Raw genomic sequence first — 14688 nt, forward strand, 5'->3', positions numbered from 1 at the left:
CAACGGCAACGTCGAAGGGCTGATCGACAGCATGGTGCAGACGATGTACGCCGCGCCGGGCGTGGGTCTTGCCGCGCCGCAGGTCGGAGAATCGAAGCGGATAATCGTGCTCGACACCGACCATGAACAGCCCGGCAAGCATCTGCTCAAACTCATCAACCCGCGGGTCGTCGAAGCCGAGGGCAAGATTGTTTGGGAAGAGGGATGCCTGTCGGTGATCGATTACACTGCCGACGTGGAACGCGCCGCGCGCGTGCTGGTGCGCGCGTGGACGCCCGACGAGAAGGAGATTGAGATCGAAGCCGACGATCTGCTCGCGGTGGCATTGCAGCACGAGATCGATCATCTCGACGGCAAACTCTTCATCGACCGCATCAGCCGAATCAAACGCGAACTCTACAAGCGCAAACTGAAAAAGTTAATCAAGGAGGGCAAAGCCGACAACGTGCGCCCCTCCACGGTGCGGATCTAAAATCGCCGAGTCACTAAAGATTGTTTTCATGGGCACGCCGGCCTTGGCGGCCCGCATCCTGGAGCGGCTTGCAGCGGCTTCGGGAGCCAACTTCCGCGTGGCTGGAGTTGTCACGCGTCCCGACCAGCCGCGCGGGCGCGGGCTCGGCACAGAGCCGAGCGCGGTCGGCGCGCTCGCGGCGAAATATCAGATTCCGACGCTGAAGCCGGCCAAAATTCGGACGCCGGAATTTTTGAGCGAGCTGAAAGCATTCGCGCCCGATCTCCTGGTGGTGGCGGCTTACGGACGAATTCTGCCGGCGTCGATTCTCGACGCTGCGCGAATCGCGCCGATGAACGTGCACGCGTCGCTCCTGCCGCGCCATCGCGGCGCCGCCCCGATCGAAGGCGCGATCCTCGCGGGCGACGCCGAAACCGGAGTCACGATCATGCGGATCGTCGAGCGGATGGACGCCGGCCCGATGTATTTGCAGCGCAGCATTTCGATCGAATCGAGCGACACGCAAGGGACGCTGAAGGAAAAACTCGCCGAGCTTGGCGCGGACGCGATGCTCGAGGCGATCGATCTGGCTGCGCGCGGCGCGCTGGTCGAAACAGCGCAGGACGAAACGATCGCCACCTACACGGCGCCGGTCGAAAAGAAGGATGCGGTGATCGATTGGACGGCGAGCGCCGTGCAAATCGAGCGGATGACGCGCGCGTACGATCCGTGGCCGGTGGCGCGGACGCGTCTTGGCGGCGACGAAGTTCTCATCTGGCGCGCGGCGGTCTCGCACGAAGACGGAAGCATCGAGTCTCCCGGCACGATCGTCAGCGTGAAGCCCGGTCCCGTCGTCCAGTGCGGAACCGGACGACTGACGCTGCTCGAGGTGCAAGGGGCAGGGCGAAAGAGAATTTCCGCGGCTGATTTCATCCGCGGCAAACGCGTCGAAGCCGGCGCGCGATTCGGCACATGAGCGACGACCAGGCGAAAATACCGGCTGCCGAGCGATCGAGCTCGCGGACCGACGAGGGGCTCGCGTCGCGAATGGCGGCGGCCGAGATTCTGTATCGCGTCGATCAGGAGTCCGGTTACGCCGACGTTCTGCTGGGCGGGCGGCTGCCCGATTTCGCGCCGGCCGATCGCCGGCTGATCACGCGGCTGGTGCTCGGGACGCTCGCGTGGCGGGGACGCCTCGATTACGAGCTGGCGCATCTGACGGGACGCAAGCTCGAAGGGATTCAGCCCGCGGCGCTGGCGATCATGCGGATGGGGCTTTTTCAGCTTCGATTTCTTGACCGGATTCCGCAGCATGCGGTGGTGGACACCGCGGTGAGCATCGCCAAACGAATTCCGCAGGCGCGCGAAGCGTCGGGCTTCGTCAATGCCGTAATGCGCCGCGCGACGCGTGAGACGGCGCCGATGCCGGCGCGGGAGCGCAACGAGAAAAGTTATCTTGCCGTTGCGTATTCGCATCCACGCTGGATGGTCGAGCGATTCGTCGATTGGTTCGGCGTCGCCGATGCCGAGCGGCTGATGACGGCGAACAACGACGCCGCGCCCAACGTGATCAGGCTCAATCTCGCGCGCGGATCCCGCGCGGAGATAATCGAGAAACTGAGTGCCGACGGTTTCGAGATGGGCGTGCCCGGCCGCGCGCCCGAGACGATCGTGCTCAGCAGCGCGCCGCAGTTCGAGTCGCGCGCGTATCGCGACGGCCTGTTCCACGCGCAATCCGAGGCGTCGCAGATGGCCGCGCGAATGATTGCGCCGCGTACGGGCGCGACGGTCGTGGATTGTGCGGCGGCGCCGGGCGGCAAGGCGACCCATCTGGCGGAGATGGTGGGCGAACGCGGCCGAGTGATCGCGGTGGACCTCAATTTCAACGGACTCAGGAACGCGCGCGGTCTGGCGCACCGACTGAGGCATCGTAATGTCGAGTTTGTTTGCGCCGACCTGACGGCTGCGGTGCCGCTTGCGCCCTCGAGCTGCGAATCGGTGCTGCTGGACGCGCCGTGCACGGGAATCGGGACCTTGCGGGAGCATCCGGAGATCAAGTGGCGGCTCAAGCCGGGCGATCCGGCGCGAATGGCTGCGATACAATCGCGAATGCTCGAGAACGCGGCGGCGATCGTGCGTCGCGCAGGCGCGATCGTGTACTCGGTTTGCAGCATCGCGCCCGAAGAGGGCGAAGGCGTGGTCGATGGATTCCTCGCGCGCCACGGCGATTTCGAAATCGATCGCGCCGTCGCGGCTGACCGCGTGCTGAAAGACGTGATCGACGCGCGAGGATTCATGAAAACGCGGCCGGACGTCGGCGGACTGGACGGTTTTTTCGCCGCGCGCCTGGTTCGTAAATAGTTTGCACGCGCTGGAGATCGCGTAGGTGCTTTGCCTGCCGGCGGCAATGCGATAGCACTATCTGTGTTTGCGCCGACTTTCGGAGGAGATTCGCTGAAAAAAATCTTCAGACGTGAATCCCGTTGACAAAATAGCGCCGTCGATTCTGTCCGCTGACTTCGCGCGGCTCGGCGAAGAAATTCACGCGCTCGAAAAAGCGGGCGCCGACCTGATTCATTTCGACGTGATGGACGGGCACTTTGTGCCCAACATCTCGATTGGAATTCCGGTGCTGGAGTCGGTGCGCAGGATGACGAAGCTGCCGCTCGATGCGCACCTGATGATCTCGGAGCCGGCGCGATATGTCGAAGCATTTGTGAAGGCCGGCGCCGATTCAGTTTCGGTGCATTGCGAGGTTTGCCCCGACATCCCCGCGATGGCGAAGCGAATCCGCGGCCTCGGCGCGCGCGCGTCGATCGCAATCAATCCCGAGACCGACGCCGACCGGGTGCTTCCCTTCGCCGAGCATCTCGACATGATCCTCGTGATGAGCGTGCATCCGGGATTCGGCGGCCAGGGGTTTATTCCGGCCGCGCTGGACAAGTTGCGCCACGTCCGGCGCGAGTTGAAGCGGCGCGGACTCAGTATCGACGTCGAGATCGATGGCGGAGTGAAACTCGATAACATCGCGGACGTGAAGGCCGCCGGCGCCAATGTGTTCGTGTCGGGCTCGGGAATATTCGCCAAGCCCGACTATCGCAAGACTATCGGTGAGATGCGCGAGCTGATTGCGCGCACTCCTGCGGCGATCTAGGCAAGTGCATGCGATTTCGGCGGACTCGCGCGGGATCGCCCCGGATGCTATAACCACTCGTCTGTATTCTCCCGATCACGCTCAACCGGAGACGGGGTGTAGCTCAGCCTGGCCAGAGCACTGCGTTCGGGACGCAGGAGTCGCTGGTTCAAATCCAGTCACCCCGATTCTTTTCAGTGAATCTCCTCCGAAAAGCCAGACCTGACCAGCGATAGTGCTGCGGGTTTGCGACGAACACGATGATAATTGAAGCACTCCTGATAGTTGGCGCGTATCTCGTAGGCTCGATTCCGACCGGCGTGATCGTGGGCCGGATGCGCGGCTTCGATCCGCGCGCGGTCGGCTCCGGCAATATCGGGACATCCAACGTTGCGCGCGCAGGCGGTGCGAGCGCGGCGGCGATAACGTTCGGCGGCGACGTGCTGAAGGGCGCGATTCCGGTGATGGTGGCGCAGGCGGCGGGCTTTCCGATTGCGGTGATCGCGTGGGCAGGTCTGGCGGCGTTTGTCGGCTCGATTTGCTCGGTGTTTCTCGGCTTTCGCGGCGGCAAGGGCGTGGCTGCCGCGCTGGGAATCTGGCTCGCGATTGCGCCGATGGTGATTCTGGTCGCACTTGCGGTGTTCGGCGTCGTATTTGCGATTAGCCGAATCATGTCGCTGGCATCGATGGGCGCGGCGATCGCGCTGCCGCCGACGGCCGCTGCTCTGGGGTTGCCTCATCAGTACTTGCTGCTCGCGATCGTGATGACGGCGTTGGTCCTGTTTCGCCATCGCGAGAATATCCGGCGCCTATCGCGTGGCGAGGAGCCCAGGTTCCAGCCCAAGCGGAGCGACCGCACCGCCTCCAGTTAGTGCCTGTAGATTAATCGGACGCCCGCCAGTTAGGCATTGTGGAGGTTCCAGGAACGCCGCGCCGAGCGGTATCCATGACGCGGTAACGCGCATCGGCGGAAAATACCCGTTGGCATCGCGCTTGCGTCGAAGATTGCGCTGAATGTTGCCGGAATCCCGCTGGATGGACTAGGTATTTGTTGAAGCCGTCCTGACGCAGGCGCGAAACGGGGGGTCTTGAACCATCGGCATCCTAGGAGAATGGTTAAGAGAGGGTGCGGTGCGGAGGGCCGGCATATATCCCGCGCGGCCAGACTGAGAAGAGACCGAGAGGAGACTTATGAAGAAAGTTGAGGCGATCATCAAACCGTTCAAGCTCGACGAGGTCAAAGAGGCGTTGTCGAGTATCGGTGTGCAGGGTCTCACGGTCAGCGAGGTCAAGGGATTCGGCCGTCAGAAGGGGCATACCGAGTTGTACCGCGGTGCGGAGTACGTGGTGGACTTTCTGCCCAAGGTAAAGCTCGAGATAGTTGTCGCCGACGAGCTGGCGGCGCAGGTCGTCGAAACCATAGAGCGCGCGGCGCGAACCGGCAGAATCGGCGACGGGAAAATCTTCGTGATGCCGATGGAAGAGGTGGTGCGGATTCGCACCGGTGAGCGCGGCGCCAACGCGCTGTAGCTATCGCGCTGCGCGGCGAAGTTCCGGCGCCACCGTTGGGCAAGCGCAAGCGGGTCGCAATTCGCCGGATTGGGTGAAACCACCGCTTATTTGCTGGGGTTTTGACGAAAACGTTTCACGTGAAACGTTTTTAGTTCAGGAGAACGAAACGCGAATCGCCGGGCGCGGGCGCGGGCTCGCCGTCAGTTCACGTTGTCGCTTGGGACGAAGCCCTGCGTGCCCTTGAATGCGCCGTCGAGCACTTCGATCTGCGAGCCTTTGTCGTCGCTGTTGATGATTCGCACCGGAGTGTTGTTGTCGATCTGCTTGGTGGCGAATCCTTCGCCAAGTCCTCCGATCATCCCGCCGACTCCGCCTTGCTTTTTCAAATCGTTCAGTTTGGTGAACGTATTCTCGTCGGGAAAGACGGCGACGGTGCTTTCGCCGTTGTGCGCGACCAGCTTATGACCGCATCCCGCGATTGCCAGCGAAGCTGCAATCGTAAACGCGCAGATGACGAGCGTCGAAATTCGCATCGAAAATCCTCCTCGACTGCGAGCGCGACCGCGCCGGCCGCCTCATCCCATGGTCAGGACTTGTAGCACGAGCTTCGGGAAAGCGGCCATACGCCGCGTGCGCGCCGTTGCGAAAACGCCGCTTAAGCCCGCGGGGGCGCGCGCAAATCGCGGTGATATCCAGCAAATCATGAAAATTGCGGGGGATTAGGGCCCATGATAGGCTTCACCGTTCGCTCGGCGGGCAAACGCGCCCGCAGCGCTCCAGGAGGAACTTTTTGTTGTCCGCGGAAAACGCAGTGCCCGCGACCAAGCGCGCGGTCACGATGGAAAAACTGGTCAACCTGTGCAAGCGCCGTGGAATTGTTTTTCCAACGAGCGACATCTACGGGGGACTCGGATCCACCTTCGACTACGGCCCGCTGGGGGTCGAGCTCAAGCGCAACGTCAAGGAGGCGTGGTGGCGCGAGATGGTGCAGTACCGCAGCGACGTGCTCGGGCTGGACTCGGCGATTTTTCAGCATCCGCGCACCTGGGAAGCGTCGGGCCATCTGAAGAATTTCACCGACCCGCTGGTCGATTGCAAAAACTGCAAGCAGCGATTTCGCGCCGATCATGTCGAGGGCGACAAGTGCCCCGCATGCGGCGGCGAACTGACGCCGGCGCGCAACTTCAACCTGATGTTCAAAACCTTCATGGGTCCGGTCGAAGACACCGCGGCGGTTGTCTATCTGCGCCCGGAAACGGCGCAGGGAATTTTCTCGAACTTCGAGAACGTCGTCGATACGCAGCGCGTGAAGCTGCCGTTCGGCGTCGCGCAGCAGGGCAAGTCGTTCCGCAACGAAATCACCACCGAGAATTTCATTTTTCGCACCCGCGAGTTCGAGCAGATGGAGATGGAGTTCTTCGTTCGTCCCGATCGCGCGGAAGAAGAAAAGTGGTATCGCTACTGGGTCGATTTCCGATTCAACTGGCACGTCAAATTCGGAATCAAGCGCGAGCATCTGCGCGCCCGCGAACACGCGACCGATGAATTGTCGCATTATTCCAGCGGCACCACCGACATCGAGTTCCTGTATCCGTTCGGATGGGGCGAGTTGGAGGGCGTGGCCAAGCGCGGCAGCTACGACCTCGATCAACACGCGAAGTTCAGCGGCAAGGACCTGACTTATTTCGACGAGGACAGCAAGACACGCTTTCGGCCGTGGGTGATCGAGCCTGCGCTGGGGGTGGATCGCGCGATGCTCGCGTTCATGCTCGACGCGTATGACGAGGACGTGGTCGATAACGAGGAGCGAATCGTGCTGCGGCTCGATCCGCGCCTCGCGCCGATCAAGGTTGCGGTCTATCCGCTGCTGCGCAAGGCGGGACAGCCCGAGAAAGCAATCGCGGTGCGCGACGCGCTGAAGCGTCATTTCACGGTCGCATACGATCAAGCGGGTTCGATCGGCCGGCGCTATCGCCGCCAGGATGAAGTCGGCACGCCCTACGGCGTGACGATCGATCATCAGACGATGGAAGACGACACGGTGACGCTACGCGATCGCGACTCGATGGCGCAGGATCGGGTGCCGATAGCGAGGCTGGTCGAAGTGATCAGCGATCGAATAGGCTGGACGCGCCCGGCGGCTGCGGAGCCGGCATAACTTTCAAAATTTTTCCGCACGATATGATGCGGAGACGGGAGACACAGGTTCACATGGGTCGTATTCATCCTGAGATCTACTTTTTCGGTGCGGGCGCGGCGGAAGGACGCTCGAAGATGCGCAATCTGCTGGGCGGCAAGGGCGCGAACCTGGCCGAGATGGCGCGGCTCAAGCTGCCGGTCCCGCCCGGATTCACGATCTCGACGAAGGTCTGCAACCACTTTTACGATCACGGCCACAAGTACCCGAGCCGGCTCACCGAAGGCGTGGCGAAGAGTGTGGCGCGAATCGAGAAGGCACTCGGGCGCAAGTTCGGCGACGCGAAGAATCCGTTGCTGGTGTCGGTGCGGTCGGGCGCGCGGGTTTCGATGCCGGGAATGATGGACACGGTGCTGAACCTCGGGCTTACCGACGAGACGATGAAGGGACTGGCGGAAATCAGCGGCAACCCGCGCTTCGCGTGGGACTCGTACCGGCGGTTTTGCCAGATGTTCGGCGACGTCGTGCTCAAGCTGAAGCCGGAGAATAAGAACGATCCCGATCCGTTCGAGGAAATTATCGATCGCAAGAAGGCGGCGCGCGGCGTCAAGAACGACACCGACCTGAAGGTCGATGACTTGCGGGAACTGGTTGGCGAGTTCCGGGCGCTGATTCGTTCGCGGGTCGGCCGCGACATCCCGCAGGATCCGCACGAACAACTGTGGATGGCGATCGGCGCGGTGTTTGACTCGTGGCACAACGATCGCGCGATCACGTACCGGCGAATCAACAACATCCCGGGCGATTGGGGCACCGCGGTCACGGTGCAGTCGATGGTGTTCGGCAACCTGGGCGACGATTGCGCAACCGGGGTCGCATTCACGCGCGATCCCGGCACCGGTGAAAAAGGAATCTACGGCGAGTATCTGCCCAACGCGCAGGGCGAGGACGTCGTCGCCGGCATCCGCACCCCAAAGCAGATCAGCCTGAAGGCGGGGCGCCAATGGGCCGAGCGCGGGGGAATCAGCGAGGCCGAGCGCGCGGCGCAATACTCAACGCTCGAGGAAAGCTTTCCCGACGTTTACAAACAATTCCTCAAAATCTCGGCGCAGCTCGAAAAGCATTTTTGCGATACGCAGGACATGGAATTCACCATCGAGCGCAATCGGCTGTTCATGCTTCAGACCCGCAACGGCAAGCGCACGGCGCAAGCCGCAGTGCGAATCGCGGTGGATATGGCCGACGAGAAGCTGATCGATCGCAAGACGGCGCTGAAGCGCGTCGAGCCCGAGCAACTCGAGCAGTTTCTGCATCCGCGGCTGGACCCGTCGAGCAAAAAACACGTGATCGCGCGCGGACTGCCCGCGTCGCCGGGAGCGGTCAACGGCGAAGTGGTGTTCTCGGCCGATGAAGCAGTCGCCGTGGCGGCGTCGGGCCGCAAAGTAATCCTGGTGCGGGTGGAGACCTCGCCCGAAGACATCCACGGGATGCAGGTGGCCGAAGGAATCCTCACCGCACGCGGCGGGATGACCAGTCACGCGGCCGTGGTCGCACGCGGGATGGGCAAGTCGTGCGTGGCGGGAGTCTCGGCGCTGGAAATCGACTACGGCGCCGGCACGCTGTCGGCCAACGGCACGGTAGTTCGTCGCGGCGAGTACATCACGCTCGATGGAGCATCAGGCGAAGTGATCGAGGGCCGGGTGCCGACGGTCGATCCCGAGATGCCGCCCTACTTCAAGAAATTTTTGTCGTGGGCGGACGCGGTACGCAAGTTGGGAGTGCGCGCCAACGCCGACACTCCCAACGACGCCAAGATCGCGCGCGAGTTTGGCGCCGAGGGAATCGGGCTGTGCCGCACCGAACATATGTTTTTCAATCCCGAGCGAATCTCGGCGGTGCGCGAAATGATCATGGCCGAGAACCCGCAGCAGCGCGGGCGCGCGCTTAAAAAGATCCTGCCGATGCAGCGCGAGGATTTCGTCGGAATCCTGAAAGCGATGGCGGGATTGCCGGTCACGATCCGTTTGCTGGATCCGCCGTTGCACGAATTTCTTCCGCATGCCGACAGCGAGCTGCGCGACCTGGCCGCCAAAATCGGCACCACGCTCGAGCATTTGAAGCAGGTGCGCGAGAGCTTGTTCGAGGTCAATCCGATGCTGGGGCATCGCGGCTCGCGGCTGGGAATCAGCTTCCCCGAGATTTACCAGGCGCAGGCGCGCGCGATTCTCGAGGCGGCGTGCGAGCTGCGCAAGCAAGGCGTCAAGGCGATGCCCGAAATCATGCTGCCGCTGATCGGCGAGCGCAAGGAATTCGACATTTTGGCGGCGCAGATTCGCGAAGTGGCGGCGGCGGTGTTCAAGGAACGCGGCATCAAGGTGCCATTCACGGTCGGCACGATGATCGAGGTGCCGCGCGCGTGCGTGGTTGCGGATCAGATCGGCGCGGTCGCGGAATTCTTTTCATTCGGGACCAACGATCTGACGCAGATGACGTACGGAATCTCGCGCGATGACTCTGGGAAATTCCTCCCCGACTACATTCGAACCGGAGTTTACAAGAAGGACCCGTTCGCGGAGCTCGATCCGGTCGGAGTCGGCGAGTTGATGCGAATCGCGATCGAGCGCGGGCGCAAGGCGAACCGGAAATTGAAGATCGGGATTTGCGGCGAGCATGGCGGCGATCCCGCCAGCGTCAAGCTGTGCCATCGCCTCGGGCTGGACTACGTGTCGTGCTCGCCGTATCGGATTCCGGTCGCGCGGCTGGCGGCGGCGCAGGCGGCGATCGAGGCCTCGCAGAAGAAAGCGGCCTTCAAGGACGTCTAGGCAGGGCTGACCCCTGCACCCAGTATTAAGGCCGCCCGCCGTTGGCGGGCGCGGCCCCTGCCAAGGGTTTAATACTGTTCTGCCGTCGCCACGGGCAGGGGTGACCCCTACACCGCAGGGCTGAGCCCTGCACTCAGTATTCAGGCCGCGCTCCGTTGTCGCGCGCGGTCACTGCCTCAGGCGTGCGGGCTTCCCCGGTTAGAATCGGTTATCGGGAAGGATGAGATGCGGCTGCTCTTTGTGTCATCCGGAGCGCAGCGAAGGATCTCGCGCGGCGGGGCGGGAAATCAGGCGAAGTAATCTTCGACGCGGATGGCGGGGATATCGAGCTGGTAAACGTGGGTGTCGCGCAGGACCTTGAGATTGATGTTCTCGCCGGGCCGATGGTTGCGGAGCGCCTCGTAGAGAACGCGGCGGCTGTCCACGTCGGTGTCATCGATCGAAATAACCAGGTCGCCCTGTTGCAGGCCGGCTTTTTGACCCGGACCGCCGGGCATCACGCCCGCGATCACAACGTGGTCGCGCAGCGTGTATGAGAGCACGCCGAGCCAGGCGCGCGGTGCGGCGGTAGTGCGCCGGCCATGCTTGATCAACTCATCGCGGATGGCGAGGAAACATTCGCCCGGCACGCCAAGAATCGCGCGGCTCAGGTCGGCGAAGTTCAGGTATGAAACGGCCACCACTTGCGCCTGAAGATTGCAGATCGGTCCGCCGCTCATCCCGATATTGAGCGACGAGGCGGTGACGCAGACGCACTTGTCGAGCACGAATTCCCAGACCGCGTCGAAGGGACCGAGATACGTGATGATGCCGCAATCAGCGCATCGCTTCTCGCCGCCGAGACTCGAGACCGTGAACGCCTCCTGCCCGACGACGCATTTTTCCGACGACACGACTTCCACGCAGGCGGTTTTGCCGCGATCGATCTTCAGCAGGCCGAGTCCGGTGCTGTAATCCTTGCCGACGATCGTTGCCTCGAGTTGTTCGCCCCCGGGCATCGTGACGATCACGTTTTTCGCGCCGAGCAAGAGGTAGTGAACCGTGAGGATCAGTCCGTCGGGGCTGATGACAGTGCCGGTGCCGCGGCGATCGGTGCCCAGGCCAATCGCAGTCGAGACATGCGTCGATGGAATATGCGAGTGAACGCCAACGGTGGCGCGGAGAACTTTTTCCAGCAGAAATACCGGCGCGTTCACGTGGATGTCCCGCGAATTAGGCTAGGACCGTGGACCTGTCGTTACAAGCGCGACCGTCAAGCCGCGTGTGGCAAAAAAAGAGGCGGTCCCTGACGAGACCGCCCCAGTTGAGAAAGTCGAAGGGTTTTACTTCGCGCTCTTCACCGGCGCGTCGGGCATCGCAGTTTCATTGGCGCGAATCGAGAGCGTTTGCAGCGCCTCGCCGAGATCGAGCTCGCTGTATTTCTGATTCGAATACAAATCGTCGAGCCGCTTGACCGCCTGATTCGCAGTCACCTGGCCCATCGAGAGCTGTCCCGAGAGCTGATGGATAATGCGACGGGCGCCTTTCCAATGAAAGAGATCGGCGGCGGAATTGAGGACGTCGAGTTTGCCGACGCTCACCCGCATCGCATCGGAATAGCCGTTGACGTAACCGTCCTTGGCGGCGCCATTGAGGTGGCTCCAGAAATTGCCATTGTGGCTCACGTTGGACGAAGCGAAAGCAACAGCCCAGCTCGCAACAAAGCCGATCATCAGGCCGGCGGCGAATTTCTTCATTTCGCGATGCTTCTCCCCTATTCGAAGGTCACTTATTTACCAAAAATACGTCGCAAGCGCAAAATTGGTCACATCCCAATTGCGGTAACGTTGGACGGCATTGACTAATTAAAGCGCTATAACCTGCCGAAAGCCTCGCCTGCCCGGTCCTTTGACCGCCGCCGAGGCATTCCCCGCCTCCCACAACAAGCCGGAGTCTAGAACAATCCAGGGGCCACGTAAATACGGCATTTTCGCTCTCAAAGGGGACGCCGCAGACCCGCAGGATTGAATGGGCGCGCGCGGCGGTGGCATGATCATCCTCCGTCGGCCCGCGGCGCGAACCCGATGTCCATCTACGAGCAGGTCCTCACGTTTATCCACAGGCCCGAGCCTGAATCGTTCCAGCGGCTTGCGCTGGAGGTTTTTCGGTATCAATTCGAGGCGGTCGGCGCATATCGGCGCTACTGCCAGCAGGGTGGCGTCGATCCTGGCGCGATGCGGACCGTGGACGATATCCCGGCGGTCAGCAATGTCGCATTCAAGTATGCCGAGCTTGCGATGGAGGGAGCCGCGCGGTCGGCGCAAGCAGCCATTTTTCTCACCAGCGGAACCACGCAGGGGCGGGAACGCCGCGGACGCCATATTGTTGCGCAGCCCGAGATTTATCGCGCCTCGGCGATCGCTCATCTGCGTACGATGCTGTTCCCCGACGCTCGTCGAATGGCGATTCTCGCGATGCATCCGACTGCGGACGTGATGCCGGAGTCGTCGCTGGCGGCGATGATTAGCTGGTGTATCGAAGAATTCGGGACGCGCACGCATCTGGCGGCCGCATCGCGCGACCGTATCGATATCAAGGCGGCGACCGGGTTTCTTGCCGACGCCCAGGCACGGCGCGAACCGGTCTGTATCCTTGGGACGACGGCGGCATTCGCGGCGCTGTTTTCCGGGCTTCGCAGCAGCGGTGTGAAACTTCGGCTCGCTCCGGGTTCGCGAATGATGGACACCGGCGGGGCGAAAGGGCAGGCCGTCCCGATGCAAGCCGCGGAGGTGATCGCGCAGGCCGGCGAATTGCTCGCGATCGCGCCCGCGATGGTTGTCAACGAATATGGGATGACAGAATTGTGCTCGCAGCTTTACGACGCGACGCCGTTCAATTACCCCGGCCTGTCGAATACGCAAGAGCATAGGGCAGACCGGTTCAAAATTCCGCCGCCATGGATGCGCGTGACGGCGCGGGATCCGGTCACGTTGCGGCCGATGCCGGATGGGGAGACCGGACTGCTGACGTTCTTCGATCTGGCCAACGTTGGCTCGGTGTCCGCCGTCATGACGGAAGACCTGGGGTCGGTCGAGCGCGGCCGGGTTCGCGTGCTCGGCAGAGCGACGGGCCGAGAGGCTCGCGGCTGCGCGCTGGCGATTGGGCAATTCTCCGCGACTGAAGCAGCGCGCATGACGCCGGCGACCCCCGAGCGCGTGGAGGCTCCGCGATGAGCGTGGCTACGGCGTCGAGCCAAGCGCAGGCGCGCGTCCCAAGCCCCGGCACGGCCGGACACGATTCATCGCGGCTGGTCGAATCGGATATCGCATCGGCAGCCGCGCGCGTGCGTGGAGCAGAAAGCATCAACCCCGGCGCGGATCGAATGGCCGAGGCATTGGCGCGCGCGTTCGAACTCTGGCGCGATCGGGATTACGCGCGCCGGCGCGAAGCGATCGCCGCAATCGCGCGCGCGGCGGGGTATTCCGTCGCGATGCTCGAAAGCTCGATCGACGCGCTGCTGAAACCATTCACAATCGAAGCGTTGAAGTCTTTGGCCGCGCGGATTGCGTCGAGTGGCGGGGTCGACAGGCCAAGAACGGTTGGATTCATCGCCGCGGGCAATGTTGCCGGCGCCGGGATGCATGAGATCGCGATTGCGCTGGTGGCAGGCGCCGGGGTGGTGGTCAAAACCGCCTCGGCCGAGCCGATATTTTTCGCGGAGTTTGCGCGCACGCTGGCCGAGATCGATCGTGCCGCCGCCGCGCGCATCGAGGTCTTCCACTGGAGCCGCGCGCGCGCCGATCTGACCGCGGCGTTGATTGCGAATTGCCAGCGGGTGGTGGCGTACGGCGACGACCTGACGATCGAGTCGCTTCACAATCGACGCAATGTGATCGGATTCGGCAGCCGGGTCAGCGCCGCCGTGGTCGCGCCCGGTGTTACCGATTCGCCGCGTATCGACACGGTCGCGGAGCGGCTCGCGCGCGATGTCGTATTGTTCGAGCAACTGGGCTGCCTGTCGCTCCACCAGGTGTTCGTGGTCAGTCATACCGGCGCCGCAGCGCGCGACCTGGCGATCCGAATGTCGGCGGCGCTCGAACGCATGGGGAAATCGATGCCGCCGGCTAAAATCCCATCGCGCGACGCCGTCGAAATACGCGCAGTGCGGGAGCGCGCGCGCTGGCGGCGGATTGCGGGCGAGCCGGTCGAGCTGTTTGAGGGAGACCGGCTTGAATGGACGGTGGTCTTCGAGCCGAGTCCGGCGCGGGATGACTCCTTCAATGTTTCGCCGGGGTTCAGGACGGTGTACGTGACCGGAGTGCGCGATCTCGGGGAATTTCGCGATTGCATCGCTGCTGTATCGGGACGGATTGAAGCGATGGCGGTCGCCGGCGATGAATCGGAAGCCGCCGAAATAGGTGCAACCGTCGAATCGATCGGGATACCGTATGTGTGCGCACCCGGCGAGATGCAATCGCCGCCGCTTGATTGGCGCCACGGTGGAGGCCGGTTCTTCGATATGATGGTTGGAGCGCGATGAGTGAGCTTGGCGACTTCTTCCGCCAGAATCTGGCGCAGACTTCCGACGCACCGATCGGGCTGGAGATATCGCGCGCCGAGGGTTCGTGGCTGGTCGCGTCGGACGGGCGGCGCT

13 protein-coding genes and 1 tRNA gene are annotated in these 14688 nt (G+C 62.8%); 11 read left to right on the forward strand and 3 right to left on the reverse strand.

The window, feature by feature from the left end; all coding sequences use genetic code 11:
• From def to ABSB13_RS14590, 7 genes are all read left to right on the forward strand, one after another.
• Nucleotides 1–472 (forward strand): peptide deformylase (gene def / locus ABSB13_RS14560; protein ID WP_428109827.1); only part of this gene is annotated, 472 nt, incomplete at its 5' end.
• A gap of 19 nt (nt 473–491) precedes the next feature.
• Entirely contained in the window at nt 492–1427 is a 936-nt protein-coding gene (gene fmt / locus ABSB13_RS14565; protein WP_428109852.1) for a methionyl-tRNA formyltransferase, read from the forward strand.
• Nucleotides 1424–2812, forward strand: coding sequence for a 16S rRNA (cytosine(967)-C(5))-methyltransferase RsmB (gene rsmB, locus ABSB13_RS14570; protein ID WP_428109829.1), 1389 nt, complete (start codon nt 1424–1426; stop codon nt 2810–2812). The genes fmt and rsmB overlap by 4 nt, the downstream gene beginning before the upstream one ends.
• 112 nt (nt 2813–2924) lie before the next feature.
• A complete protein-coding gene (gene rpe, locus ABSB13_RS14575; RefSeq protein WP_428109831.1) occupies nt 2925–3605 on the forward strand; it encodes a ribulose-phosphate 3-epimerase in 681 nt (226 codons plus the stop codon).
• A gap of 92 nt (nt 3606–3697) precedes the next feature.
• Nucleotides 3698–3772: transfer RNA gene (locus ABSB13_RS14580), tRNA-Pro, on the forward strand.
• Nucleotides 3773–3844: 72 nt separating this feature from the next.
• Nucleotides 3845–4456: a glycerol-3-phosphate 1-O-acyltransferase PlsY gene (gene plsY / locus ABSB13_RS14585; protein ID WP_428109833.1), complete on the forward strand. Its 612-nt coding sequence runs from the start codon at nt 3845–3847 to the stop codon at nt 4454–4456.
• Nucleotides 4457–4775: 319 nt separating this feature from the next.
• Nucleotides 4776–5114, forward strand: coding sequence for a P-II family nitrogen regulator (locus tag ABSB13_RS14590; RefSeq protein ID WP_424671943.1), 339 nt, complete (start codon nt 4776–4778; stop codon nt 5112–5114).
• A gap of 182 nt (nt 5115–5296) precedes the next feature.
• Here the strand turns inward: ABSB13_RS14590 and ABSB13_RS14595 are convergent, their stop codons facing one another.
• Nucleotides 5297–5629 (reverse strand): hypothetical protein, encoded by a 333-nt coding sequence (locus ABSB13_RS14595; protein WP_428109836.1) that lies wholly within the window; start codon nt 5627–5629, stop codon nt 5297–5299.
• 305 nt (nt 5630–5934) lie between these two features.
• On the opposite strand from ABSB13_RS14595, the gene ABSB13_RS14600 reads away from it, so the two are divergent.
• Nucleotides 5935–7254, forward strand: coding sequence for a glycine--tRNA ligase (locus ABSB13_RS14600; RefSeq protein ID WP_428109854.1), 1320 nt, complete (start codon nt 5935–5937; stop codon nt 7252–7254).
• A 53-nt stretch (nt 7255–7307) separates the two neighbouring features.
• Nucleotides 7308–10055 carry a pyruvate, phosphate dikinase gene (ppdK, locus tag ABSB13_RS14605; RefSeq protein ID WP_428109839.1) on the forward strand — a complete coding sequence of 916 codons (2748 nt, stop codon included), beginning with the start codon at nt 7308–7310 and terminating at the stop codon, nt 10053–10055.
• Nucleotides 10056–10342: 287 nt separating this feature from the next.
• On the opposite strand, the gene ABSB13_RS14610 is transcribed toward ppdK, so the two are convergent.
• Together ABSB13_RS14610 and ABSB13_RS14615 are read right to left on the reverse strand one after the other, a co-directional pair.
• Nucleotides 10343–11251 (reverse strand): S1C family serine protease, encoded by a 909-nt coding sequence (locus tag ABSB13_RS14610; protein ID WP_428109841.1) that lies wholly within the window; start codon nt 11249–11251, stop codon nt 10343–10345.
• A 126-nt stretch (nt 11252–11377) separates the two neighbouring features.
• Nucleotides 11378–11791: a hypothetical protein gene (locus ABSB13_RS14615; RefSeq protein WP_428109844.1), complete on the reverse strand. Its 414-nt coding sequence runs from the start codon at nt 11789–11791 to the stop codon at nt 11378–11380.
• 327 nt (nt 11792–12118) lie between these two features.
• Between ABSB13_RS14615 and ABSB13_RS14620 the strand changes: the two genes are divergently transcribed.
• Together ABSB13_RS14620 and ABSB13_RS14625 are read left to right on the forward strand one after the other, a co-directional pair.
• Nucleotides 12119–13267: a LuxE/PaaK family acyltransferase gene (locus ABSB13_RS14620; protein WP_428109847.1), complete on the forward strand. Its 1149-nt coding sequence runs from the start codon at nt 12119–12121 to the stop codon at nt 13265–13267.
• Complete coding sequence (locus ABSB13_RS14625) at nt 13264–14574, forward strand: acyl-CoA reductase (RefSeq protein WP_428109850.1); 1311 nt, start codon at nt 13264–13266, stop codon at nt 14572–14574. The genes ABSB13_RS14620 and ABSB13_RS14625 overlap by 4 nt, the downstream gene beginning before the upstream one ends.
• Nucleotides 14575–14688 lie beyond the last annotated feature (114 nt).

Origin of the sequence: Binatus sp. (SeqCode), assembly GCF_050013435.1 — a bacterium.
Taxonomy (GTDB): Bacteria; Desulfobacterota; Binatia; order Binatales; family Binataceae; genus Binatus.